General features: G+C 34.5%; 23 protein-coding genes and 2 tRNA genes. 11 read left to right on the top strand and 14 right to left on the bottom strand.

The genetic code is table 11. The features are described from left to right. Positions 1–20: 20 nt before the first annotated feature. Positions 21–563 (bottom strand): RNA methyltransferase, encoded by a 543-nt coding sequence (locus tag J2X17_RS13050; RefSeq protein ID WP_310298698.1) that lies wholly within the window; start codon positions 561–563, stop codon positions 21–23. A 76-nt stretch (positions 564–639) separates the two neighbouring features. Further along, on the bottom strand, positions 640–1,077 hold the full coding sequence (locus J2X17_RS13045) for a DUF1573 domain-containing protein (RefSeq protein WP_310298695.1): 438 nt from the start codon (positions 1,075–1,077) through the stop codon (positions 640–642). A 156-nt stretch (positions 1,078–1,233) separates the two neighbouring features. Here J2X17_RS13045 and mutS point away from each other — a divergent pair, with 156 nt between their 5' ends. The 4 genes from mutS (at position 1,234) to J2X17_RS13025 (ending at position 4,761) form a co-directional block, all read left to right on the top strand. After that, on the top strand, positions 1,234–3,840 hold the full coding sequence (gene mutS, locus J2X17_RS13040; protein ID WP_310298692.1) for a DNA mismatch repair protein MutS: 2,607 nt from the start codon (positions 1,234–1,236) through the stop codon (positions 3,838–3,840). A gap of 152 nt (positions 3,841–3,992) precedes the next feature. Further along, positions 3,993–4,065, top strand: a tRNA-Gly gene (locus J2X17_RS13035). Positions 4,066–4,079: 14 nt separating this feature from the next. Next, positions 4,080–4,165: transfer RNA gene (locus J2X17_RS13030), tRNA-Leu, on the top strand. Between the two features lie 221 nt (positions 4,166–4,386). Further along, positions 4,387–4,761: a DUF1508 domain-containing protein gene (locus tag J2X17_RS13025; protein ID WP_310298689.1), complete on the top strand. Its 375-nt coding sequence runs from the start codon at positions 4,387–4,389 to the stop codon at positions 4,759–4,761. 153 nt (positions 4,762–4,914) lie between these two features. Here the strand turns inward: J2X17_RS13025 and J2X17_RS13020 are convergent, their stop codons facing one another. Together J2X17_RS13020 and J2X17_RS13015 are read right to left on the bottom strand one after the other, a co-directional pair. Beyond that, positions 4,915–5,127, bottom strand: coding sequence for a PG1828 family lipoprotein (locus tag J2X17_RS13020; RefSeq protein ID WP_026985591.1), 213 nt, complete (start codon positions 5,125–5,127; stop codon positions 4,915–4,917). 349 nt (positions 5,128–5,476) lie between these two features. Further along, the gene (locus J2X17_RS13015) at positions 5,477–6,709 is read right to left on the bottom strand and encodes a 3-deoxy-D-manno-octulosonic acid transferase (RefSeq protein ID WP_310298684.1); all 1,233 of its coding nucleotides are present in this window, start codon (positions 6,707–6,709) and stop codon (positions 5,477–5,479) included. 136 nt (positions 6,710–6,845) lie between these two features. On the opposite strand from J2X17_RS13015, the gene J2X17_RS13010 reads away from it, so the two are divergent. From J2X17_RS13010 to J2X17_RS12995, 4 genes are all read left to right on the top strand, one after another. Next, positions 6,846–7,979 (top strand): DegT/DnrJ/EryC1/StrS family aminotransferase, encoded by a 1,134-nt coding sequence (locus J2X17_RS13010; RefSeq protein WP_310298681.1) that lies wholly within the window; start codon positions 6,846–6,848, stop codon positions 7,977–7,979. Between the two features lie 43 nt (positions 7,980–8,022). Continuing rightward, a complete protein-coding gene (galE, locus tag J2X17_RS13005) occupies positions 8,023–9,036 on the top strand; it encodes a UDP-glucose 4-epimerase GalE (protein ID WP_310298678.1) in 1,014 nt (337 codons plus the stop codon). 130 nt (positions 9,037–9,166) lie between these two features. Continuing rightward, positions 9,167–9,361: a hypothetical protein gene (locus J2X17_RS13000; RefSeq protein WP_310298675.1), complete on the top strand. Its 195-nt coding sequence runs from the start codon at positions 9,167–9,169 to the stop codon at positions 9,359–9,361. Continuing rightward, positions 9,346–9,672, top strand: coding sequence for a hypothetical protein (locus J2X17_RS12995; RefSeq protein ID WP_310298673.1), 327 nt, complete (start codon positions 9,346–9,348; stop codon positions 9,670–9,672). Before J2X17_RS13000 ends, J2X17_RS12995 begins: the two co-directional genes overlap by 16 nt. A 91-nt stretch (positions 9,673–9,763) precedes the next feature. Here the strand turns inward: J2X17_RS12995 and fabD are convergent, their stop codons facing one another. Together fabD and J2X17_RS12985 are read right to left on the bottom strand one after the other, a co-directional pair. Then, entirely contained in the window at positions 9,764–10,639 is an 876-nt protein-coding gene (fabD, locus tag J2X17_RS12990) for an ACP S-malonyltransferase (RefSeq protein ID WP_310298670.1), read from the bottom strand. Positions 10,640–10,696: 57 nt separating this feature from the next. Further along, positions 10,697–11,059: a DUF983 domain-containing protein gene (locus tag J2X17_RS12985; RefSeq protein WP_310298667.1), complete on the bottom strand. Its 363-nt coding sequence runs from the start codon at positions 11,057–11,059 to the stop codon at positions 10,697–10,699. Between the two features lie 367 nt (positions 11,060–11,426). Here J2X17_RS12985 and J2X17_RS12980 point away from each other — a divergent pair, with 367 nt between their 5' ends. Further along, positions 11,427–12,290: a helix-turn-helix domain-containing protein gene (locus tag J2X17_RS12980; protein ID WP_310298664.1), complete on the top strand. Its 864-nt coding sequence runs from the start codon at positions 11,427–11,429 to the stop codon at positions 12,288–12,290. Between the two features lie 295 nt (positions 12,291–12,585). Here J2X17_RS12980 and J2X17_RS12975 read toward each other — a convergent pair whose 3' ends face one another. The 5 genes from J2X17_RS12975 to J2X17_RS12955 form a co-directional block, all read right to left on the bottom strand. Then, positions 12,586–13,119, bottom strand: a complete 534-nt coding sequence (locus J2X17_RS12975) for a YceI family protein (RefSeq protein WP_310298661.1) — start codon at positions 13,117–13,119, stop codon at positions 12,586–12,588. A gap of 180 nt (positions 13,120–13,299) precedes the next feature. Further along, positions 13,300–13,533, bottom strand: coding sequence for a (4Fe-4S)-binding protein (locus J2X17_RS12970; protein ID WP_310298657.1), 234 nt, complete (start codon positions 13,531–13,533; stop codon positions 13,300–13,302). A 172-nt stretch (positions 13,534–13,705) separates the two neighbouring features. Beyond that, complete coding sequence (locus J2X17_RS12965) at positions 13,706–14,422, bottom strand: pirin family protein (protein ID WP_310298654.1); 717 nt, start codon at positions 14,420–14,422, stop codon at positions 13,706–13,708. Positions 14,423–14,975: 553 nt separating this feature from the next. Beyond that, a complete protein-coding gene (locus J2X17_RS12960) occupies positions 14,976–15,338 on the bottom strand; it encodes a hypothetical protein (RefSeq protein ID WP_310298651.1) in 363 nt (120 codons plus the stop codon). 7 nt (positions 15,339–15,345) lie between these two features. Next, complete coding sequence (locus J2X17_RS12955) at positions 15,346–16,827, bottom strand: helix-turn-helix domain-containing protein (RefSeq protein ID WP_310298648.1); 1,482 nt, start codon at positions 16,825–16,827, stop codon at positions 15,346–15,348. Between the two features lie 378 nt (positions 16,828–17,205). Between J2X17_RS12955 and aceB the strand changes: the two genes are divergently transcribed. Together aceB and aceA are read left to right on the top strand one after the other, a co-directional pair. Beyond that, a complete protein-coding gene (gene aceB / locus J2X17_RS12950; protein WP_310298645.1) occupies positions 17,206–18,807 on the top strand; it encodes a malate synthase A in 1,602 nt (533 codons plus the stop codon). A gap of 204 nt (positions 18,808–19,011) precedes the next feature. Then, positions 19,012–20,292 carry an isocitrate lyase gene (gene aceA / locus J2X17_RS12945; protein WP_310298642.1) on the top strand — a complete coding sequence of 427 codons (1,281 nt, stop codon included), beginning with the start codon at positions 19,012–19,014 and terminating at the stop codon, positions 20,290–20,292. Between the two features lie 79 nt (positions 20,293–20,371). Here the strand turns inward: aceA and J2X17_RS12940 are convergent, their stop codons facing one another. Genes J2X17_RS12940 through purT form a run of 3 tightly spaced genes read right to left on the bottom strand, consistent with a single transcriptional unit; the run spans position 20,372 to position 22,427 of the window. Continuing rightward, positions 20,372–20,947, bottom strand: coding sequence for a Crp/Fnr family transcriptional regulator (locus J2X17_RS12940; protein ID WP_310298639.1), 576 nt, complete (start codon positions 20,945–20,947; stop codon positions 20,372–20,374). Then, positions 20,947–21,264 carry a DUF6370 family protein gene (locus J2X17_RS12935; protein ID WP_310298636.1) on the bottom strand — a complete coding sequence of 106 codons (318 nt, stop codon included), beginning with the start codon at positions 21,262–21,264 and terminating at the stop codon, positions 20,947–20,949. The genes J2X17_RS12940 and J2X17_RS12935 overlap by 1 nt, the downstream gene beginning before the upstream one ends. A gap of 2 nt (positions 21,265–21,266) precedes the next feature. Continuing rightward, positions 21,267–22,427: a formate-dependent phosphoribosylglycinamide formyltransferase gene (gene purT, locus J2X17_RS12930; protein ID WP_310298633.1), complete on the bottom strand. Its 1,161-nt coding sequence runs from the start codon at positions 22,425–22,427 to the stop codon at positions 21,267–21,269. Positions 22,428–22,516: the final 89 nt, after the last annotated feature.

The raw sequence follows: 22,516 nt of genomic DNA, 5'->3' as shown, positions 1-22,516 counted from the left end.
TCAGTATGATAAAATGTTGATTAATCAGCACTTGGCCAATTTAGCTTCTGGAATAAATCCCAAACTACAATTCCGGCACTCACTGCAATGTTCAAAGAGTGTTTGGTGCCTAATTGTGGGATTTCGATACAGCCGTCGCAAATTGCAACTGCTTCCTGAGCCACGCCGTAAACTTCATTACCAAAAACTAAGGCGTACTTTTGATTTTTCTCGACTTTAAAATCCTGAAGAAAAACGGAGCTTTCAACTTGTTCAATGGCAAGAGTCAGCACATTTTCTTTTTTCAGACTCTCGATAACTTCCAAAACATTTTCGTGATGTTCCCAAGCAACCGTTTCGGTAGCACCAAGAGCTGTCTTATGGATTTCTTTATTGGGAGGAGTAGCTGTAATGCCGCATAAAATGATTTTTTCGATTAAAAAAGCATCAGCTGTTCTAAATACCGAACCTATATTGTGCAAACTTCGAATATCATCCAAAACTAAAATTAGAGGTGTTTTGTCTGATTTTTTAAAATCTTCAATCGATTTGCGATCCAGTTCGCTATTTTCAAGTTTTCTCATTGGATTGTATTTAGTCATAAAAAAAGCTTCCAAAGATATGGAAGCTTTTTTGATTATTTTCTTTTTGTTTTTCAGATTAGCTTTTTACTGGATCTGGTAAAACAGTACCTTTAATTGTAAGTACTTTTGTTGGCTGTCCTTCTGCATTAGAAGTAACTGTTACCGTTTTTGTAAAAGCACCAACTCTGTCAGTAGCATATTTTACACCAATAATACCTTTAGCACCCGGAGCGATTGGCTCTTTTGGTGTTGTTGGTACAGTACAACCACAAGAACCTTGTGTGTTTGTAATGATTAATGGTTTTGTTCCGTTGTTTACAAAAACAAACTGACGGTTACCATCGGCATTGTGAGCAACTGTTCCGTAATCAATAGTTTCGTTTTCGAAAACCATCCCTGCGCCTTCAATTTTTGCAACTTTTGTAGCTTTAGTTGTAGCCTTTTTGGTAGTTTGAGCGTTAGAAGCTGTAATTCCAACAACAGCTAACATAGCAAATAAAATTATTTTTTTCATTTTTTGGAGTCTTTTTATTTATGAAACAAATCTATGTAAAATTCTTATATCTCAACTTAAAAATTTCTTAAAATATTTTAATTTTTGAAGCCCTTCGATATTCCTCCAAAATATTATAAATTCGCTGTCATAATTTTCATTTAAAAACAGATTAATTTGGCAGCGAAAGAGAAAGTGGTGAAAGAAACACCTTTAATGAAACAGTACAACGAGATCAAGAGAAAATATCCTGATGCATGTTTGCTTTTCAGAGTAGGGGATTTTTACGAAACCTTTGGAGAAGACGCCATCAGAGCTTCGAAAATTCTTGGAATAACATTAACTAAAAGGGGTGCGGGTTCTGAAACTGAAACAGCACTGGCAGGTTTTCCGCATCATTCTATTAATACCTATTTGCCTAAATTGGTCAAGGCCGGACTTCGTGTGGCAATTTGCGACCAGCTTGAAGATCCGAAAATGACCAAGACTATCGTGAAGCGTGGCGTTACGGAATTGGTAACTCCGGGAGTTTCTTTAAACGATGAGGTTTTACAATCTAAATCAAACAACTTTCTGGCATCTGTCTATTTTGCTAATAAAAATATCGGAATTTCCTTTTTGGATGTTTCAACAGGAGAGTTTTTAACGGCTCAGGGGAACGCAGAATATATAGATAAACTTTTGCAGAATTTTAATCCGAGCGAAGTATTAGTTCCAAAGAATAATAAAGGTGATTTTAAAGCTGCTTTTGGAGAAGATTTTCATAGCTTTTATTTAGAAGACTGGATTTATAAGGAAGATTATGCTTTAGAAACTTTGACCAAACATTTTCAGACTGTCTCTTTAAAAGGTTTTGGAGTCGAAGAATTAAAAGAAGGAATTATTGCTTCCGGAGCGATTTTATATTATTTATCTGAAACACAGCACAATCGTGTACAGCATATCACGGCGATTCAGCGTATTGCTGAAGATGCGTATGTTTGGATGGATCGTTTTACTATCAGAAATTTAGAATTATATCACAGTTATAATCCAAATGCAGTAACGCTTTTAGATGTAATTGACAGAACACTTTCGCCGATGGGGGGGCGTTTGTTGAAACGTTGGCTGGCTTTACCGTTAAAAGACAGCAATAAAATAAAAGGCCGCCATGATGTAGTTTCGTATTTGAAATCAAATCCGGAAGTGCTGCATAATATTCAATATCAAATCAAACAAATTTCAGATTTAGAACGTTTAATTTCTAAAATCGCAGCCGGGAAAGTTTCCCCTCGTGAAATTGTTTATTTGAAAGAATCTTTAGATGCTATTATTCCAATTAAGACTTTAGCATTGCAAAGTCCACAAGAAGCAGTGAACGTGATTGGAGATAGTTTGCATGCCTGTGATTTATTGAGAGAAAAAATCAAAACAACATTAAACCAGGATGCGCCGGTTGCTATTGCAAAAGGAAATGCTATTGCAAAAGGAATTAGTGAAGAGTTAGATGAATTGCGTGCCATCTCGACTTCTGGAAAAGAATATTTAGAAGGAATTGAAAAAAGAGAATCAGAGCGAACGGGGATTTCATCTTTGAAAATTTCTTTCAATAATGTTTTTGGATATTATATCGAAGTTCGAAATACACATAAAGATAAAGTTCCGACAGAATGGATTCGTAAACAAACATTGGTAAATGCCGAACGTTATATTACGGAAGAATTAAAGGAATACGAAACCAAAATTTTAGGTGCTGAAGAAAGAATCCATAAAATTGAAAGCGACCTTTTTGAACAATTAGTAGCCTGGATTGCGACTTATATTAAGCCGGTTCAGATGAATGCCAATTTGGTGGCGCAATTAGATTGTCTATGCTCATTTACGCAATTAGCAATTGAGAATAAATACGTTTGTCCGGAAATTGATGAAACTTTTGAGTTGGATATCAAAAATGGAAGACATCCTGTTATCGAAAAACAATTACCTGTTGGAACTCCTTATATCGCCAATGATGTCTATTTGGATAGAGAAACACAGCAACTTATTATGATTACTGGTCCTAATATGTCGGGTAAGTCGGCTATTTTGAGACAAACAGCTTTAATTGTGTTGTTGGCTCAAATGGGAAGTTTTGTCCCTGCAGACAGTGTCAGAATGGGAATCGTGGATAAAATTTTTACAAGAGTCGGAGCTTCTGATAATATTTCGATGGGAGAATCTACTTTTATGGTAGAGATGAATGAAACGGCTTCTATTTTGAATAATATTTCCGATCGAAGTTTAGTCTTGTTAGATGAAATTGGAAGAGGAACAAGTACGTATGACGGAATCTCGATTGCGTGGGCGATTGCTGAGTTTTTACACGAACATCCGGGAAGGGCAAAAACATTGTTTGCAACGCATTATCATGAGTTGAATGAAATGACAGAATCGCTTTCAAGAATTCAGAATTATAATGTGGCAGTAAAAGAATTAAAAGATACTGTTCTTTTTGTTCGTAAACTGGTAAAAGGAGGAAGTGCGCACAGTTTTGGAATTCACGTGGCTAAAATGGCAGGAATGCCTCAAACTGTTATTTTGAAAGCGCAAAAGCTTTTAAAGAAATTAGAGAAAAACCATTCCAGCGATGCTTTAAACGGAATCAAAGCGGCTAATGATGAAATGCAGATGAGCTTTTTTAATTTGGATGATCCTTTGTTGGAAGAAATAAAAGAAGAGATCCTGAGCCTTGATATAAACTCAATTACACCGGTTGAAGCCTTGATGAAACTCAATGAAATTAAAAGAATGATTGTTAAGAAATAAATTTTCATATTTAAGGTTTAGGTTATCAGAAGGTTATAAAATAAGTATTATTTTTTTTTCAAAAAAGACTTGTATAATTGAATAAATGTCCTAAATTTGCACTCGCAATACGAAACAAGTTTGGTGTTGCAGTTCTTACAAAAATTTGAAACGCGAAAATAGCTCAGTTGGTAGAGCGCGACCTTGCCAAGGTCGAGGTCGCGGGTTCGAGCCCCGTTTTTCGCTCAAAATTATATAATGCTCGGATGGTGAAATTGGTAGACACGCTGGACTTAAAATCCAGTGAACAGCAATGTTCGTGCGGGTTCAAGTCCCGCTCTGAGTACTAAAGCCTCTTCTTTTGAAGGGGCTTTTTTTATGCTGTAAATTTAAGGTTCTAAGATTCTAAGGTTCTAAGGTTCTGAGGTTCTAAGGTTCTGAGGTTCTGAGGTGCTAAGGGGTCGGAAGTCTAAGGGTCCAAGAGTCTAAGGGTCCAAGAGTTTAAGAATTCAAGAGTCCGAGAGTCCAAAAATCAAAAATCAAAAATCAAAAATCTGAAATATAAATATGGGTGCTTTCGTAATCAGTAAAAGATTTAATGATGAATATAAATTTGTTTTCACTTCCAGAAAAGGGAAGGTGATATTTACTAGTTTAAGTTATGAGTTGAAATTTGAATGTGAAGAGGATATTGAGAAATTTAAGCTAAATACGGATGCTGCTAAGTTTTTGAAATTTAAAGGCTCGGGTGGTAAGTATTTTTTTAAATTGATGCTGGGGGAGATTCACTTTGCTACAAGCCGAAAATATACTACAGAATTGCTTTTGCAAAAAGGAATAAAAGAAATTGTTACTTATGCGTCTAGAGCAGAAATTTTAGATTTCTCGTCCAATGATTCGATTTTTGAAGATGAAGAAGTGGTTGAGGATGAAATGGAATAAAAAATAAAATTCCAATATTAAAAAATTCCAAATTCCAAATAGCACAGTGTGTGTTGTTGGAGTTTGGAATTTTTTTATTGGAATTTTTTAAATTTTGAGCAAAAAAAAACCATCTCAAGGATGGTTTTAAAATTTTTAGAACTTAGGTTCTAATTATTTTTTTACTTCTTCTACTTTAGCAGCAGCAGAGTCAACTTTAGCAGCAGCAGAATCAACAGTTGCAGCAGCAGAATCAACTACAGCAGCAGCAGAATCAACAGCAACAGCAGTAGAATCTACAGCTGGCTCAGCAGCAGCATCAGCTTTTTTACAAGAAACAACAGTTAAAACAGCAACAACAGCTAAACTTAAAAATACTTTTTTCATCTTACTTTATTATAAAAGGTTAATTATTAATTCGTGGCAAAGATATAAATTTTTTAATATGTAAAATATTTTTTCACTTTTTTTTTAAAATATTTTCCTTACTCACGATTATCTTATTTATCAAAGAATATGCCAAAATACTAAAAAAATGTTATATTATTGAATTTTTCGTCTAAATTATTTTTTGTTGCATATTCTATAAGAGAATTGGCTATTTTGATTCTCTTATTTGCACTTTATTTGGCTTTTGGCTGATTATTACGTAAGCTTCTAAGGTTAAAATACTGCGATTTAAGCCATTTTTATGTTAAGCTTATTATCGAAATGCAGTTTTGCTGATTTTAAGTCCTTACAAAACGATTTTCATGATGCTGTTTGTAGCGCCTTTATTGTCCTGAATGTATGATTTACAGATTTGGCTTTTTTCTTTTAGATAATTTTCATCCAAAAGTAATCGATCAAGGTTTTGTTTTAATTCTATGCTATTTGAAATTACAGTGCAGCCTCCAATTTTTACCAGTTCAACTGCTTCTGCAAAATTTGAATAATTAGGGCCAATTACAATTGGGATTCCAAAGGTCGCGGGTTCCAGTATATTGTGAATCCCGGGGTTTCCAAATCCTCCGCCAACATAGGCGATTGTTCCGTAGCTGTATATTTTGGTTAGTAAACCAACTGTGTCGATGATAAAGACGTTATAATGTGATAAATCGGCAACAGTGTCTTTTTCAGAAAACAAAACCATCGATTTAGTTATCTGAGATTTTAAACTTGAAATCTGTTCTTGTTTAATGTTATGCGGAGCAATAATGAATTTTACATTCTCCGGAGCCTGATTAATGTATTCAGCAAGTAAAGCTTCATCTTTTGGCCATGAACTTCCAATTACAATAGTTGGAGCGTTGTTTGTGAATTTTTCTATAAAATCAACTGTATTGTCTCTTTCGAGAATTGCTGCAACGCGATCGAAACGGGTATCTCCAGAAACAATGACATTTTTAAATCCGATTGCTTCTATCTTTTTCTTTGAACTTTCATTCTGAACAAAAAAATAAGTGAAGGCATTTAGTGCTTTTCTGTAAAACCCGCCATACCATTTAAAAAACATCTGATTGTCTCTGAAAATTCCGGAAATCAAATAGGTCGGAATTCTACTTTTTTCTAATTCTTTTAAATAATTCAGCCAAAATTCATATTTGATAAAGAATGCCAATTCGGGATGAACCAGTTTTAAAAACTTTTTTGCGTTGCTTTTGGTGTCCAATGGCAAGTAAATTGTAACATCCGCAACTGTGTTGTTTTTACGTACTTCGTAACCTGAAGGGGAGAAAAAAGTAACAATGATTTTATAAGAAGGGTATTTCTCTTTTATTTTTTCAATAACAGGTAATCCTTGTTCGTATTCGCCAAGTGAGGCTGAATGAAACCAGATAGTCTTGTCTGTTGGTTTTATTTTTTCTTCTAAAATTGAAAAAACATTTTTTCTTCCATCAATAAAAAGCTTGATTTTCGGACTAAAAAGAGCTACAATTTTCAGAAAAAACCCTGCAATAGAAATAACCAAATTGTATAGAAAAAGCATATCTGTAATTTTGGCGCTAAATTACGCTTCTTTCGATTATTTTCATTGTCCAAAGCTATTAAATAACTATTTTTGTTCCTCGTTTTCGAGATTAGTTTTAAAATCCAATCTCAAAGTTTTAAATAAATAAAGACAAATGAAAAAAATTCAAATGGTTGACTTAAAGAGTCAATACGAGAAAATAAAATCTACCGTTGATGCTTCAATTCAGGAAGTTTTAGATACAAATACTTATATAAACGGACCATTGGTTCATCAATTTCAAAAAAATCTTGAAGATTATTTAGGAGCAAAACACGTGATTCCGTGTGCAAATGGAACTGATGCTTTGCAAATTGCCATGATGGGTCTGGATTTAAAACCAGGAGATGAGGTAATTACTGCCGATTTTACTTTTGCAGCGACTGTTGAGGTAATCGCTTTATTGCAATTGACACCGGTTTTGGTCGATGTTGATATGACAAATATGAACATCGATATTGATGCTATTAAAAAAGCAATTACGCCAAAAACAAAAGCAATTGTTCCGGTACACTTATTTGGCCGCGCGGCAAATATGGATGCAATTATGGAAATTGCTGCGGAACATAATTTATATGTAATCGAAGATAATGCTCAGGCAATTGGTGCCGATTACATTTCAAAATCGGGTACAAAAAGCAAAGTAGGAGTTATTGGTCACGTTGCTGCAACGTCATTTTTTCCATCTAAAAACCTAGGTTGTTATGGAGATGGAGGAGCGATTTTTACAAACGATGATAAATTGGCACACACTATCCGTGGAATCGTAAATCACGGAATGTATGAGCGTTATCATCATGATGTTGTTGGCGTAAATTCTCGTTTAGATAGTATTCAGGCAGGAGTTTTAAATGCAAAATTGCCTCTTTTAGATGAATATAATGCAGCGCGTCGTTTTGCGGCTTCAAAATACAATGCGGCTTTCGCAGGAAATGCACACATTATCACACCAGAATTTGATGCAAACGAAAATGATCACGTTTTTCATCAATATGTGTTAAGAATTATAGATGCAGACAGAAATGCTTTGATGCAGCATTTATTGGATAAAGCAATTCCGTGTGCAATTTATTATCCAATTCCGTTGCACTCACAAAAAGCCTATGTAGATACTCGTTATAAAGAAGAACAATTTCCAGTAACAAATCAATTGGTGAAAGAAGTTATCGCATTACCGATGCATACAGAACTTGACGATGAGCAAATTAAATTCATTACAGATTCTGTTTTAGAATTTTTAAATAAATAAGAATAATTCAACCAAATAAACAACAGGACAAAACAACCAAAAAATGAAAGTATTAGTAACAGGAGGATTAGGATTTATTGGTTCTCACACTGTAGTCGAATTGCAAAATGAAGGCTTTGAAGTAGTGATAATTGATAATCTTTCGAATTCTACAGAAGATGTTTTAAAAGGAATTACGAATATTACAGGAAAAATACCTTTATTCGAAAAATTAGATTTAAGAGAAAAAGCGTCAGTTCAGGATTTCTTTAAAAAACATAATGATGTTACAGGAATAATTCATTTTGCCGCTTCAAAGGCAGTTGGAGAAAGTGTTGAAAATCCGTTGTTATATTACGAAAACAACATTAGCAGTTTGGTATATCTTTTACAGGAATTACAGCAAAAACCAGAGGCAAGTTTTATTTTCAGTTCGTCTTGTACAGTTTACGGTCAAGCCGAAAAAATGCCGATCACTGAAGATGCTCCTATTCAGGCAGCGATGTCTCCTTATGGAAATACGAAGCAAATTGGAGAAGAAATTATTACAGATACAGCCAAGGTGACTAATATCAGTGCCATTTTATTACGTTATTTCAATCCGGTTGGAGCACATTCAAGCACTGAAATTGGAGAGTTACCTTTAGGTGTTCCGCAAAATTTAGTGCCTTTTATTACACAAACAGGTGTTGGATTGCGTAAAGAATTATCAGTTTTTGGAGATGATTACCCAACTCCTGACGGAACTGCTGTTCGTGATTATATACACGTTGTAGACTTGGCAAAAGCGCACGTGATTGCACTGCAGCGTTTGTTCAATAAAAAGAATTTGCAAAAAGTAGAAACCTTTAATTTAGGAACAGGAAAAGGAAGTTCGGTTCTTGAAGTGATTCATAGTTTCGAAAAAGTAAGCGATAAAAAATTACCATACAAAATAATGCCGCGTCGCGAAGGTGATATTACCGAAGCGTATGCAAATACAGACAAAGCAAACAATGTTTTAGGTTGGAAAGCAGAATTAAGCTTAGACGAAGCAATGGCAAGTGCCTGGAAATGGGAACAGAAAGTTCGCTCTTAATAAGTTTTCAGTAGAGACGCACAGCAGTGCGTCTTTCGTACATAAAGAAATCCCAATTAATCAATTTAGATTATTTGGGATTTTTATTTCAATTTATTTTGTATTTTTGTAAGATTAAAATGTAGGAATCATGAAGCAAAACGAGGAAAATAAAAAGAATGATAAGGTCGAAGAGCCTAGAATTGAATATGAAATTCAGAAACCTGAATTTAAAGGAATAGATCGCGAGACTTTTGATTTTGACGCTGAGTTTGCAAAAGGATTGACATTAGAAGAGGCAAAAGCTAAATCAATTAGAAGAATTAGAGAATGGTGGGGGAAATAGAAATTATTTTTACACCAAGCGTAATTCATTATCTTGATGATTTAGTTATTATTTTATATAAAAAAGAGTATTTTGGATTTATCGAATCTGCAATACAATATGTTTCCAATATTTATAATGTTATTCCTGAAAGAATAAAAAAGACTTCGCATAAAAGAACACCAATGCCAATTCAACATTTAGGTTTGAATTATGTTTTTTACAAGGCTAACGCTAGAACAACTTGGTATATTTTTTTTGAAAAAAGAGATCAAAATTATTTGATCACGGGAATTATAAATAATTATTGCATAGAAGCAAAAGAGCTTTAAAAACAAATCCTCACGAACAGATGTTCATGAGGATTTGTTTTTAGGTGTAGTTTTAAACTGAAAACTTAAAACCGCGACTGAATACTAAAAATTAAGCATTGGCCGTAACCGCTTCCTTATCAATTTTATTAATCAAGCCAGCTAATACTTTTCCGGGACCAACTTCTGTAAATAAAGTAGCGCCGTCAGCGATCATTTGCTGTACAGATTGCGTCCATTTTACCGGAGCAGTCAATTGTATAATTAAGTTCTTTTTGATTTCGTTTGCGTCAGAAACAGCATTTGCTGTAACATTTTGATATACTGGACAAATAGGAGTAGAGAAAGTTGTTGCTTCAATTGCTGCAGCCAATTCTTCTCTAGCAGGTTCCATCATTGGTGAGTGAAATGCACCTCCAACAGGTAAAATTAAAGCGCGTTTTGCGCCCGCCGCTTTCATGGCTTCGCAAGCTTTTTCAACCGCTGAAGTTTCTCCGGAAATTACTAATTGTCCTGGGCAGTTGTAATTTGCAGCAACTACAATTCCGTCGATAGAAGCACAAACTTCTTCAACAACATTATCAGCTAAACCTAAAACAGCAGCCATTGTAGATGGAGTGATTTCACAGGCTTTTTGCATGGCCAAAGCACGTTGTGAAACTAATTTAAGGCCATCTTCAAAAGATAAAGTTCCGTTGGCAACCAAAGCTGAAAATTCACCTAAAGAATGTCCTGCAACCATTTCAGGTTTGAAATCTTCGCCTAAAGTTTTAGCCAAAATAACAGAATGTAAAAATACTGCTGGCTGAGTCACTTTAGTTTCTTTTAGTTCTTCGGCAGTGCCTTCAAACATAATATCTGTAATTCTAAAACCTAAGATTTCGTTAGCTTTTTCGAATAGTTCTTTGGCTAAAGCCGATGATTCATATAAGTCTTTGCCCATTCCTGTAAACTGTGCGCCCTGACCCGGAAATACGTATGCTTTCATTTGTCTAATTTAAAGTTGAATTTTTAGTTTCAATTGAAAGGCAAAAATAATACTTTTTTAGCTCGTATAATCCTTAAACATATAAATCCATAATAATCGGGAAAATCTGAGATTAAAAAATGACAGACTAATAATTACAACGGCAATAATTGGAATGATTCGCAAATCGAAAGTCTGCTCAAAGAAAAACTGAGCAACACAATAAGTAGCAATACCTTGCGCAACTGTCAATCCGTAATTTACATACATCGCTCCAAAGAAATATCCAGGTTCTTTTTGAAATTTATAATGACAATGACTGCAATATTCATTCATTTTCGGGAAACCGAAATTCAGAAAGATGTTTTTGTCTTTAAAAACTTTTCCTTTATGACAATTCGGACATTCGTTGCTTAAAATATGAGTTAATGTATTTGACATGACTTTGTTATTTTTTATTTCTACAAAGGTATTTTAGAATCTATTATAAGTCTTTTTTATATCTTCGCTACTTATAGCATAATAAAGACATTTTGATTCAAATTCCAATAAAAAAAATCCAAATTCCAAAATCAGAAATGACAATTTCAGAATTCATAAATAAACCCATTAAGTGTAATTATTTTAAACACATAGAAACATAGATTGTTGAACTTAAAAAAGGTGTTTCACTTGCATTAACAAACATAGCTATGTATGAGAAACTAGTTTCTTTTGATTTACTTTTTTCAAAATATAAAATCTATGTTTCTATGTGTTTTATTAAATTTTTAAGCATTTCACCCCATAGTTAAAGAATATCCTAAATATGAAAAAATATCCAATTTATAGTGTAAAGAATTTCAGTTGTAATGATGTTCATCGAGATTTTTATGTCAATACTTTCGCAGAGCATTTAAAAAGCCACAGTTTTGTAGAAGAGCCACATCGGCACGATTCCTATTTAATGGTTTTTTTTACAAATGGATCGGGAATGCATGAAGTCGATTTTGATCAATTTGAAATAAAAAGAGGGAGTTTATTTGTTCTTCAGCCTGGGCAAATGCACCATTGGAGTTTGTCTGAAGATATTGAAGGTTTTGTGATTATTTTTTCTCAGGAACTTTACAATTTATACTTCGGACAGAAAAAAATCAACGAATATAATTTTTACCATTCCATTCATAACCGGCCGGAAATGGCTTTTGAAGAAAATGAAATTCTGAAAATCCTGCCTTATTTTGATTTGCTGATTCAGGAAAACAATCAGAATAACAAATTTCAATTGGATAAAATGCTGAATTTATTAGATTGCATTCATATTGAAATTTCCAGAAAATACAGTGAGACCTATTCGCATCAAACGCATTCGTACAATATTAAAATCAACAAATTTGAATTGCTTTTGGAACAATATTTCAGACAGGAAAAACTGCCATCCTTTTACGCTGAAAAATTAAATATCACGCTCAAGCATTTAAATAGAATCTGCAATGAAATTCTACAAAAAACAGCCACAGAAGTCATTATGGATCGGGTAATTCTGGAAATAAAAAGAATGTTAATCGATAAACAATTAGCGGTAAACGAAGTTGCGTTTGGAGTCGGATACGAAGATTACTCTTATTTCTCCAGATTTTTCAAAAAACAAACCGGAATGTCTCCCACAGAATTTCGGAATACTTTGCGATGATTTTTTTTAGCCACGACCCGAGCGATAGCGAACAGGCGAAGCAATTCACAAATTTTCACGAATTTTTTTCTCAAAAAGCGTAAATATTTTTTGCCACAGATTAAAAGATTTTCACAGATTTTAAAATCCATAGAATCTTTTAATCTGTGGCAAAAAAGAATAATTCGTGAAATTCGTGTAATTGCTCCGCCTGTTCGCTATCGCTCGGGTCGTGGCAAACCAAAAAAAAGAAAACCCTGCACTTCCTTGGAAGTACAGGGTTTTCAACCAACCAAATTAAATTGAAAATCTATGATTAAGCTTGTTTTACAAATTGTAATTCAATGTTCAGGCGAACTTCTTCTCCAACCAAAACACCACCAGTTTCAAGAGCTGAGTTCCAGTTTAAGCCCCAATCTTTACGATTGATTTTTCCTTCAATGTTTAATCCTACTTTAGTATTTCCCCAAGGATCAGTCATGATTCCGCTAAATTCTACTGGGAATTTTACTGTTTTAGAAACACCTTTGATAGTTAAATCTCCAGTTAATTCGTAATCTCCGTCATCAATTTTTTTGAAAGAAGAACCTTTAAAAGTTAATTTTGGATGACTTTCAGCATCAAAGAAATCAGCACTTCTTAAGTGACCATCTCTGTCTGCATTTGCAGTGTCGATAGAAGCAATATCTCCTGAAAATTGGATATCAGCATTTTCGAAGTCATTTCCTTCTGTAGTAATTGTTGCATCGTAAGTTCCAAATTTACCTGAAACATTTGTAAACATCATGTGTTTAACTTTAAAACCAATTTCTGAATGTGTTGGGTCAATTGACCATTTTGTAGTTGACATAATTTTTATTTTTAAATAATTAATTTCATTTTGATAGGACAAAGTTACGGTGGTAGTAGGCGTAACACACTTAACCTAGATTAAGAAATAAAAAATGCTATAACTTTTTGATTATCACATTGATATTGTTGTTGTCTTGCCAGACCAGACCTAACAGGTTTTAAAAACCTGTTAGGTCTCTTAGGATTTTTGATTATTCATATAAAACGTCAAAGCGCCCGACGGACATTTATGAACGGTTTCTATTATTTTTTCAGTTGTTGATTGTTCAGGAAGAATCCACGGTTTTTCTTTTGGATGAAAGACGTCCGGATTGTTTTTTACGCAATTGGCAGAATGAATGCATTTTCCGGATTGCCATACGATTGTTACTTCACCGTTTGTGTATTCTTTAGTAAGGTTATTTGGATTCATGGTTGAAAATTTTAATGGTTAGTTTTATTTTGAATTCAGACCAATTTTCTATTATAAAATTAATCTTTCTTTTTTGTTTTGAGAAAATTTGGGCAAAAAAGAAACGATAATAATCTGAATTTCAGATTGATTACCGTTTCTGGAAAAAAAAGTATTAATTGTGTTGTACAGGTTAATAGTTCATCGGAATGTCCATCAATAAGAATTCCGCATCCGTGTTTGCTTTTATATTCAAAATATCAGTTCCAGAAATTCCAACAGCATCACGAGTGTTTAATTCCTGACCGTTGATCGTTACATTTCCTTTTAAAACGAAAGCGTAAACCCCGTTTCCTTCTTTTTTAATTTTATATTCTGTTGCAATTCCGGCATCAAAATTTCCCATGTTAAACCAGGCATCCTGGTGAATCCAAACTCCATCATCATCTGCATTTGGAGACAAAATTTGTGCTAATTTATTATGTCTGTCGGCAACATCTAAAGTAATTTGTTGGTAACGTGGTGCTACATTTCTTTTGTTCGGAAACAACCAGATTTGCAACAATTTTGTTTGTTGATCTGCATTTGGATTAAACTCACTATGTTGAACTCCGGTTCCTGCACTCATAACCTGAATGTCACCATTTTTGATGATTTCAGTGTTTCCCATGCTGTCTTTGTGCGCTAAATCGCCTTCTAACGGAATACTTATGATTTCCATATTATCATGAGGATGCGTTCCAAAACCCATTCCGCCTGCAATTGTATCGTCATTTAAAACACGAAGCGCTCCAAACTGAATTCTGTCTGGATTGTACCAGCTTGCAAAACTAAAACTATGGTAAGCATTAAGCCATCCGTGATTTGCATTTCCTCTTGTTTCTGCTTTGTGCAATACTATATTTTCCATGATCTGTGTGTTTTGTTATTTTTATAGTACAAATTTACGATCAACATGGAGGAAAAGTACTTAATGTAGGTTAAGAAAAAAGGGGCTGAGGTTCTGAGGGGCTAAGATGCTGAGGTTTTTGTGTTGATAGAAAATACAATAGAAATAAAAAAGTCCCAGCGGGACAATATGTTTATAGAAAATAAATGAAGCAAATCGTCAAAGCTCCAGAGGAGCGAAATGTTATTATTGGGAAAAATATCGCTACGTTGGAGCTTTGATGTTGGATTGGATATTTCTAAGGTTTTTTTGAAGCAGAAATTTTGGTTTTCAAAAGACGTCTAGTCCCGCTATCCGTTTCAATCTTTTGCGTCCGCGGCGGCGGACACAAAAGGATTTCCACTTCTATCGGGGCTAAATGAGAAATTTTGTTTTCAGAATTTGTCAAACTTTGGCGAGCTGCTTGTGTGATCTCTCCTTCGTCGAGATGACAAGATTGTATTTAGAGAATTATATTCAAAGTGAAATAAAACTTTGCGACTTCGCGTCTTTGCGAGATTAAAAGAAACTCGAATTATTTAATCCTAATCAATTTCCCTTTTCCAACGACTTCGTCAAGATAATTCGCAGCCGAACTTTGCTTATCATGCATGTAAAATGGAATAGTATCTTTTGTGATTTGATCTTTTGAAATACTTATAATTAAATCGGTATTCATAAAATTTTCCAATAGAATTATATTGCCATAAGAAATTTTTCCTTTTGGCATGTACTTGTTATCAAACACAAAAACACTATCCTTAAAAGTAATTTTATCTTTTTGGATATAGGAATTGTTGTCTTCAATTAAATAATTGTAACGGCCATTAAGCTTATCATTTTCCTGACTGTTGAAATTGATAAAAAAGAAAGTGATTATTAAAGTAAAATATTTCATAATATTTCTAACTAAATTGATTTATAAACTGTTGCACAACTGCATCAGTATTATCATGGCGTTTTTTCTGTTCTAAAGCAATTGGCGGTGCGGCTCTTTCTAAACAATTTTTCACGTCACAAGTCTCGCAAGTTACACCAACAATTCTTTTTACAAGCGGTTTTCCTTCGATGAATTTGAATTTCTTTTTCATCGTCGGATTAATTAAAATTCCGACTGAAATACTTCGAATAGTATCCTGCATAAAAGGATCTTTTGTAGCTGATGAAAAAACCAAATATTCATTTCCACTATGAACGTAACTCGAAATTTGAGCATCAAAAAAATGAGGTTTATTTTGTTTGATGGCTTCATCTATTGTTTTTACCGAAACCCATCTTCTGCAATAATGCTCATTGGTTTCGTTGGCGTGCGGTTCCTGCTGATTGGTAATATGTAATTCTTTTTTAATCTTATATACGTCGGAACCAATTCTGTGCGACATTCTTAAAAAGAATAAGTTCTTCAGATGAAAATCTTTTGGTAATAAATTAGTTAATCTCTGATAGAAAGATTCTGGAGAAACCTCGAAACTTTCAATTAAAGATACAAATTCTTCCGGGTTCGGACTTTCGTTATTTAAAAAATCATTGATTTTGTCAACAACCAATTGTCTTGGTAATAATAAAGCTCCGGCAAAATAGGAAGCGTAAAAATTATGCAAAACCTGATCGAAGTTTTCGAATTTTATCCAGCTGAAAGTCAGCAAACGATCGGATATTTTTAAGTAATTATAGGCAATTTCTTTGGCTAAAATAAAAGCCCTCTGTGGATCATCAATTTCTGCTGAAAGTAATAGCGTTTTGCTTTTCGGAACATAAATGGAACGTAAATCGCCCAAAGCTTCCTGATCTGAAAAAGCAATTTCTTTTATAGTATAATCGTATTCTTCTTTTAAAATCGCTTCTAATTCTTCAATACTAATTTTTGGATCTAAATTAATCTGAAACGACTTCGAAAATTCAATTACTTTCTCTTCTAAATCTTCAAAATAGTTACTGTGCGCTTCCTGATAAGAACGCAATGCGGCCAAAAAGAAACTTTCGCGACTTAAATTATAGTGTTGGGCAATTTCGATAATGGTACTGATAAAGGCATTGACTTTGGCTGGAGCATTGGCAATAATGTCAATTAAATCGGCTTCCTGAATTCCAAAAAGCTCAAGCGGAATCTCTTTTAAAATTCCGGATTTTAAGATTTCTCCAATCGGAGCGAGGTTGTTATCTAGTTTTAAAGACACCATTTGGTCGTAAGCCACGTCCAAATGCTCGCACAAAAGTAAAATTTTATCTGTTTTTGGATATTTTTTTCCCTTTTCAATTTCGTTTAAGTACGATTTTGAAAGATTTGTCAATTTGGCTAAGCCAAAAAGGGAGAGGTTTTTTTGAGTTCTAACCTGCTTCAGTTTTAGCCCAAATATCAGCTTTATATAGTCTTTTTCGATATCCATAAATCAAATATAGCTATTTAAAAAATAATCGCCAAAAAATTATTTTTAATATTTAGCGAACGTTCGCTTGTTTTGTATAAAACTTTTTTCTAATATTGTGGTGTAGAAATTATTAGATATCAAGTTGTTATGATTATAGTTTTAAAATAAATGAATTTTAGATAATTGATTTCTAAAAAAAAATAATTAAACACATAGAAACATAGATTTTATGTTTTATGAAAAAAGTAAATCAAAAGAAACAAGATCCTCACACATAGTTATGTGTGTTAAGGCAAGTGAAACGCCTTTGTTGAGTTTAATAATCCATGTTTCTATGTGTTAAATAAATTGTGTTCAAAGAGTTAATAATTACAATGAAAAATAAAATCCACAGCTATGAAAAACCAATTAGAGATTACCGAGACGGCAATGGAATTTTTAGCCGAAAAGAACCTTTCTTATCCAACTATTTGGACAGAAGAAGCAATTGTTTTTATAACAGAATTGCATCGAAAATTCGAAGCGCAACGTAAATTGCTTTTATTACAACGTGATCAAAAACAAGTCGCTTTGAATCTGGGTATTATGCCTTCTTTTCCTTCAGATACCAAAACCGTTAGAGAAAGTAATTGGGTGGCTGGAGAAATTCCGAAGGATTTATTAGATCGAAGAGTAGAGATTACCGGACCAGTGGATCGCAAAATGATAATCAACGCATTGAATTCGGGAGCCAAAACTTTTATGGCCGATTTTGAAGACAGTACTTCTCCAACCTGGCAAAATTTGATGGAAGGACAAATGAACCTAATTGATGCTGTAAACAAAACGATTTCTTATACAGATTCCGTTAAAAACAAAAGTTATCAGTTAAATGAAAAAATAGCAACGCTGATTGTTCGCCCAAGAGGATTGCATTTGCCTGAAAAACATCTTTTAATTGATGGAAAGGAAGTTTCAGGTTCTTTGGTAGATTTTGGATTGTATGTGTTTCATAATCATAAAAAGCTTTTAGAAAACAATTCAGGGCCGTATTTCTACATTCCAAAATTGGAACATTATCTGGAAGCGCGTTGGTGGAATACCGTAATTGATTTTACTGAGAATTATCTAAAATTGAAAAGAGGAACTATAAAAGTGACGGTTTTAATTGAAACGATAACGGCAAGTTTTCAATTAGATGAAATTATCTATGAATTGAAAGAACATATCGTTGGCCTGAATTGCGGGCGTTGGGATTATATTTTCTCTTATATCAAGAAATTCGGTAAGAATCCAAAGTTCATCGTTCCGGATCGTGATCAGGTAAATATGACTTCGCCTTTTATGAACGCCTATTCGAATTTGGTAATTCAGAGATGCCACAAAAGAGGAATTCACGCTATTGGCGGCATGGCAGCACAAATTCCGATTAAAAATAATGAAGAAGCCAATGCGCTTGCTTTCGCAAAAGTAAAAACCGATAAAGAACGAGAAGTTCGAAACGGTCACGACGGAACCTGGGTAGCGCATCCGGATTTGGTTTCATTGGCAAAAGCGGTTTTTGATGCTGGAATGCCAACTCCAAATCAGATTCACATTAAAAGAGAACATCGAAAAATAACGGAAGCTGATTTGCTTGAACCACCAATTGGAATCATAACAGAAAATGGTGTTCGAAAAAATATCAATGTAGGAGTTTTATATTTGGCTTCATGGCTGAACGGTCAAGGTGCCGCAGCATTACATAATTTGATGGAAGATGCAGCAACGGCTGAAATTTCAAGATCGCAATTGTGGCAGTGGCTTCAAAATAAAGTCACTTTGGATAATGACAAGAAATTAGATTTGGCTTATTATCACGAATTGGCTTTAGAGGAATATCAAAAAATTAAAGTGGAATTAGGAGAGGAAAACTATGAAAAACGTCAATTTCCTCTAGCCGAAAAAGTATTAGAAAGATTAGTAGTAAACACTGATTTTGTTGACTTTTTGACGATTCCTTGTTACAAATATCTATAAACTGAGTTTTTAAACACATAGAAAACATAGGTTTAAAATTAAAAAAAAAGGATATTTTAAAAAATCTAGATTTTCACACATAGCTATGCGTTTTTAAACAAGTGAAACGCCTTTAACCACAAAGAAAAGGTATGTTTCTATGTGTTGAAAATTTAAACTCAAACAAAAGAAAACGCTTTACTAACCAACTTAACTATATTATTTATGAAAACAACAGAAGACAGAATTCAGGAATTGATTAACGATTGGATCACGAACCCGAGATGGAAAGGCGTTGAGCGTCCTTACACGGCTACAGAAGTAGTTACGCTTCAGGGTTCGTATCAAATTGAGCATTCTATTGCAAAAATGGGAGCGCAAAAATTATGGAAAAAGTTAAAAAGTCAGGATTATGTTGCTGGTTTGGGCGCATTGACAGGAAATCAGGCGATTCAGGAAGTCGATGCTGGTTTAGAAGCGATATATTTAAGCGGCTGGCAAGTTGCGGCCGATGCAAATTTGGCAGGAGAAATGTACCCTGACCAATCGCTTTATCCGGTAAATAGTGTGCCAATGGTGGTGAAAAAGATTAATAGCGCTTTATTGAGAGCTGATCAGATTCAGGTAGTAAATGAAGTGGAAGATAAAAAAGATTATTTAGTTCCGATTGTGGCTGATGCCGAAGCTGGTTTTGGGGGAAACCTAAATGCTTTTGAACTAATGAAGTCAATGATTGAAGCCGGAGCTTCTGGAGTTCACTTTGAGGATCAGTTAAGTTCTGCTAAAAAATGCGGGCATCTTGGCGGAAAAGTTTTAGTACCAACGCAAGAAGCAATTAATAAACTAATTGCGGCTCGTTTGGCAGCGGATGTTATGGGAGTTTCGACTTTAATTGTTGCAAGAACCGATGCCGATGCTGCTAATTTATTAACCAGCGATGCGGATCCAAGAGATGCTAAATTTATTACAGGCGAAAAAACGAACGAAGGTTTTTTCTACGTAAACAGCGGTATCGATCAGGGAATTGCGAGAGGCTTAAGCTACGCACCATATGCCGATTTGATTTGGATGGAAACCAGTAATCCTGATTTAGTATATGCTAAAAAGTTTGCTGATGCCATGCGAAAAGAATTCCCAGATAAAATGTTGGCATATAATTGTTCTCCGTCATTCAATTGGGCAGCTAAATTATCAGTTGCTGAAATGGAAACGTTTAGAGAAGATTTGGCTGCTATGGGATATAAATTCCAGTTCATCACTTTGGCAGGATTCCATGCTTTGAATACGAGTATGTTTGAATTGTCTAAAGCATACAAAGAACGCGGTATGGCGGGTTATTCTGAATTGCAGGAAAGAGAATTTGCACTACAGAAAAACGGATTCAGAGCGGTAAAACACCAGGCTTTTGTTGGGACTTCTTATTTTGATGCAGTTCAAAATACAGTAACAATAGGAAGATCTTCAACTACAGCGATGAAACATTCTACGGAGGTTGAGCAATTTTAATTTTTTTCCGCCACGAATTCACGAATTTTTACTCTTAAAGATTGTAAAAAAATAATTCGTGAATTCGTGGCGGAAAATCTTATTTCTTTAAAAGCCTTGCTTTCATTTTGCTGAAAAATTCTGGTGTAACGCCGATGAAAGAAGCGATTTGTTTTTGAGGAACTTTATGAACTAGTGTTCCGTATTTGGCGGTAAACTTTTCAAAACGTTCTTCTGCAGGTAAACTCAAATTATCCATTAATCTTTGCTGATTGGCAACTAAGGAGTTTTCAATTAAAATTCTGAAAAAGCGTTCCAGTTTCGGAATTTCAAGATACAATTGTTCCTGATTTTCTTTTGAAAGAGAAACCACTTCCGCATCTTCTAAAACTTCAATAAAAAGCTGTCCCGGTTTTTGCGAAAAGAAACTGTACATATCGCTCATCCACCAGCCTTGGCAAGCGAAAGCTAAAACATGTTCGACAATATTGTCGTTAATATTAAAGCTTCTTAAAATTCCGGAATTTACAAAATACGAATGTTTGCAAACTTCGCCTGCATTTAATAAAACGGTTTTGGCTTTGTACGTGTTCGTTTCTAATTTAGATAAAAAATGAGCTTGCTCTACTGGAGTCAGTGAAACGTGTTTCGCGATATTTTCAAGAATTAACTCCATTATTTTCCTTTTATCAAAGTGAATGAAGTGGCTTTAAAACGATCGTTTTCTACTTTTCCGGTAACAGATGCTTTACGAATTGCATTGCAAAAACCATCTTTTGCATGTGCGTCGCCATGTTGGTCAATTGTTGTTCCATCAACAAAATACGCTTTTCCATCAATGCGAACGGCTAAATCACAACCATTCCCTTTCATTCCGAATTGACATTCTCCACAAGCTGTTTCTACAATTTGAGGTTTCTCCGTTGTTTTTTTATCCTGAGCCTGCGCTGCGATTCCAACAAATAGGAATAATATAAATAATGCTTTTTTCATTTTTAAGAATTTACAGTTATTAATTTTGAAGTGGTTTTGGCGCGTTCCACAATTTCTTCGATTGGTGTTGCTAACGAATCATGACTTAAAACAACTCCCATTCGGCGATACGGTCTTGAAGTAGGTTTTCCGAATATTCTGAAATCAGTTTTTGGCAATGCGGCTACTTTTTCTATTCCGGTAAAAGTTGGATTTTCTGAATCTTCAGAAGCTAGAATTACAGCACTTGCTCCGGCTTTTTCTAAAGTAATTTCGAAAATAGGCAAACTTAAAATGGCTCTCAAGTGCAATTCGAATTCATTAAAATTTTGAGTTCCGGCCAAAGTTACCATTCCGGTATCGTGTGGGCGAGGAGAAAGTTCAGAGAAATAAACACCGTCGTTGGTTAAGAAAAATTCAACACCAAAAAGTCCCGCGCCTCCAAGTGCTTCGGTAATTTTTTCGGCCATATCCTGCGCTTCGTACAAGTCTTTTTCTGAAACTAAAGCCGGCTGCCAGCTTTCCTGATAATCGCCGCGTTCTTGTCGGTGTCCAATTGGAGCGCAAAATAAGGTTGGATTATTATTTTGTGTAATCGTTAAAAGTGTTATTTCAGAATTAAAATCAACAAAGGCTTCTACAATCACTTCGATAACATCCCCACGTGAACCTGCAACGGCGTATTGCCATGCTTTTTCGATATCGCCTTCTGTTTTTATAGTCGATTGTCCTTTTCCGGAAGAAGACATTAAAGGTTTTACCACACATGGAATTCCGACTTCCTGAACTGCTTTTTGCAATGCTGAAGCTGATGTGGCATATTGATATTTAGCTGTTTTTAAACCTAATTCTTTTGAAGCTAAATCACGAATGGCTTTACGATTCATAGTGAAGTTAGCTGCTTTCGCTGAAGGAACAACGGTAATTCCTTGTTTTTCGTAATCGTAAAAGCGTTCTGTACGGATGGCTTCTATTTCAGGAACGATAAAGTCAGGTTTGTGTTTGGCTACAATTCGGTCCAGCGCTTCGCCATCGAGCATATTGATAACTTCAAATCCGTGAGCGACTTGCATTGCCGGAGCATTTTCGTAACTGTCAACAGCGATTATAGTTTGTCCGATTCGTTGTGCGGCAATGACAAATTCTTTGCCTAATTCGCCAGAACCGAGAAGTAGTATCTTCATAGGGGGAAGTTTGAAATTTTGGAATAGTAAAAGTAGGGAAAAATGTTTTTAACCGCAAAGTTCTATTTACAAGTCTTAATGTAGAGGCG

Origin of the sequence: Flavobacterium aquidurense (assembly GCF_031458035.1) — a bacterium.
Classification (GTDB): domain Bacteria; phylum Bacteroidota; class Bacteroidia; order Flavobacteriales; family Flavobacteriaceae; genus Flavobacterium; species Flavobacterium aquidurense_C.
Note: the sequence above shows the minus strand (reverse complement) of the source record. Positions and strands in the feature narration are given on the sequence as shown.

Bases quoted from the DNA above. Each gene is read 5' to 3' on its own strand.
- J2X17_RS13050 (WP_310298698.1), bottom strand. From the start codon at position 563: ATGAGAAAACTTGAAAATAGCGAACTGGATCGCAAATCGATTGAAGAT.
- J2X17_RS13045 (WP_310298695.1), bottom strand. From the start codon at position 1,077: ATGAAAAAAATAATTTTATTTGCTATGTTAGCTGTTGTTGGAATTACA.
- J2X17_RS13025 (WP_310298689.1), top strand. From the start codon at position 4,387: ATGGGTGCTTTCGTAATCAGTAAAAGATTTAATGATGAATATAAATTT.
- J2X17_RS13020 (WP_026985591.1), bottom strand. From the start codon at position 5,127: ATGAAAAAAGTATTTTTAAGTTTAGCTGTTGTTGCTGTTTTAACTGTT.
- J2X17_RS13015 (WP_310298684.1), bottom strand. From the start codon at position 6,709: ATGCTTTTTCTATACAATTTGGTTATTTCTATTGCAGGGTTTTTTCTG.
- J2X17_RS13010 (WP_310298681.1), top strand. From the start codon at position 6,846: ATGAAAAAAATTCAAATGGTTGACTTAAAGAGTCAATACGAGAAAATA.
- galE (WP_310298678.1), top strand. From the start codon at position 8,023: ATGAAAGTATTAGTAACAGGAGGATTAGGATTTATTGGTTCTCACACT.
- J2X17_RS13000 (WP_310298675.1), top strand. From the start codon at position 9,167: ATGAAGCAAAACGAGGAAAATAAAAAGAATGATAAGGTCGAAGAGCCT.
- J2X17_RS12995 (WP_310298673.1), top strand. From the start codon at position 9,346: ATGGTGGGGGAAATAGAAATTATTTTTACACCAAGCGTAATTCATTAT.
- fabD (WP_310298670.1), bottom strand. From the start codon at position 10,639: ATGAAAGCATACGTATTTCCGGGTCAGGGCGCACAGTTTACAGGAATG.
- J2X17_RS12985 (WP_310298667.1), bottom strand. From the start codon at position 11,059: ATGTCAAATACATTAACTCATATTTTAAGCAACGAATGTCCGAATTGT.
- J2X17_RS12980 (WP_310298664.1), top strand. From the start codon at position 11,427: ATGAAAAAATATCCAATTTATAGTGTAAAGAATTTCAGTTGTAATGAT.
- J2X17_RS12975 (WP_310298661.1), bottom strand. From the start codon at position 13,119: ATGTCAACTACAAAATGGTCAATTGACCCAACACATTCAGAAATTGGT.
- J2X17_RS12970 (WP_310298657.1), bottom strand. From the start codon at position 13,533: ATGAATCCAAATAACCTTACTAAAGAATACACAAACGGTGAAGTAACA.
- J2X17_RS12965 (WP_310298654.1), bottom strand. From the start codon at position 14,422: ATGGAAAATATAGTATTGCACAAAGCAGAAACAAGAGGAAATGCAAAT.
- J2X17_RS12960 (WP_310298651.1), bottom strand. From the start codon at position 15,338: ATGAAATATTTTACTTTAATAATCACTTTCTTTTTTATCAATTTCAAC.
- J2X17_RS12955 (WP_310298648.1), bottom strand. From the start codon at position 16,827: ATGGATATCGAAAAAGACTATATAAAGCTGATATTTGGGCTAAAACTG.
- aceB (WP_310298645.1), top strand. From the start codon at position 17,206: ATGAAAAACCAATTAGAGATTACCGAGACGGCAATGGAATTTTTAGCC.
- aceA (WP_310298642.1), top strand. From the start codon at position 19,012: ATGAAAACAACAGAAGACAGAATTCAGGAATTGATTAACGATTGGATC.
- J2X17_RS12940 (WP_310298639.1), bottom strand. From the start codon at position 20,947: ATGGAGTTAATTCTTGAAAATATCGCGAAACACGTTTCACTGACTCCA.
- J2X17_RS12935 (WP_310298636.1), bottom strand. From the start codon at position 21,264: ATGAAAAAAGCATTATTTATATTATTCCTATTTGTTGGAATCGCAGCG.
- purT (WP_310298633.1), bottom strand. From the start codon at position 22,427: ATGAAGATACTACTTCTCGGTTCTGGCGAATTAGGCAAAGAATTTGTC.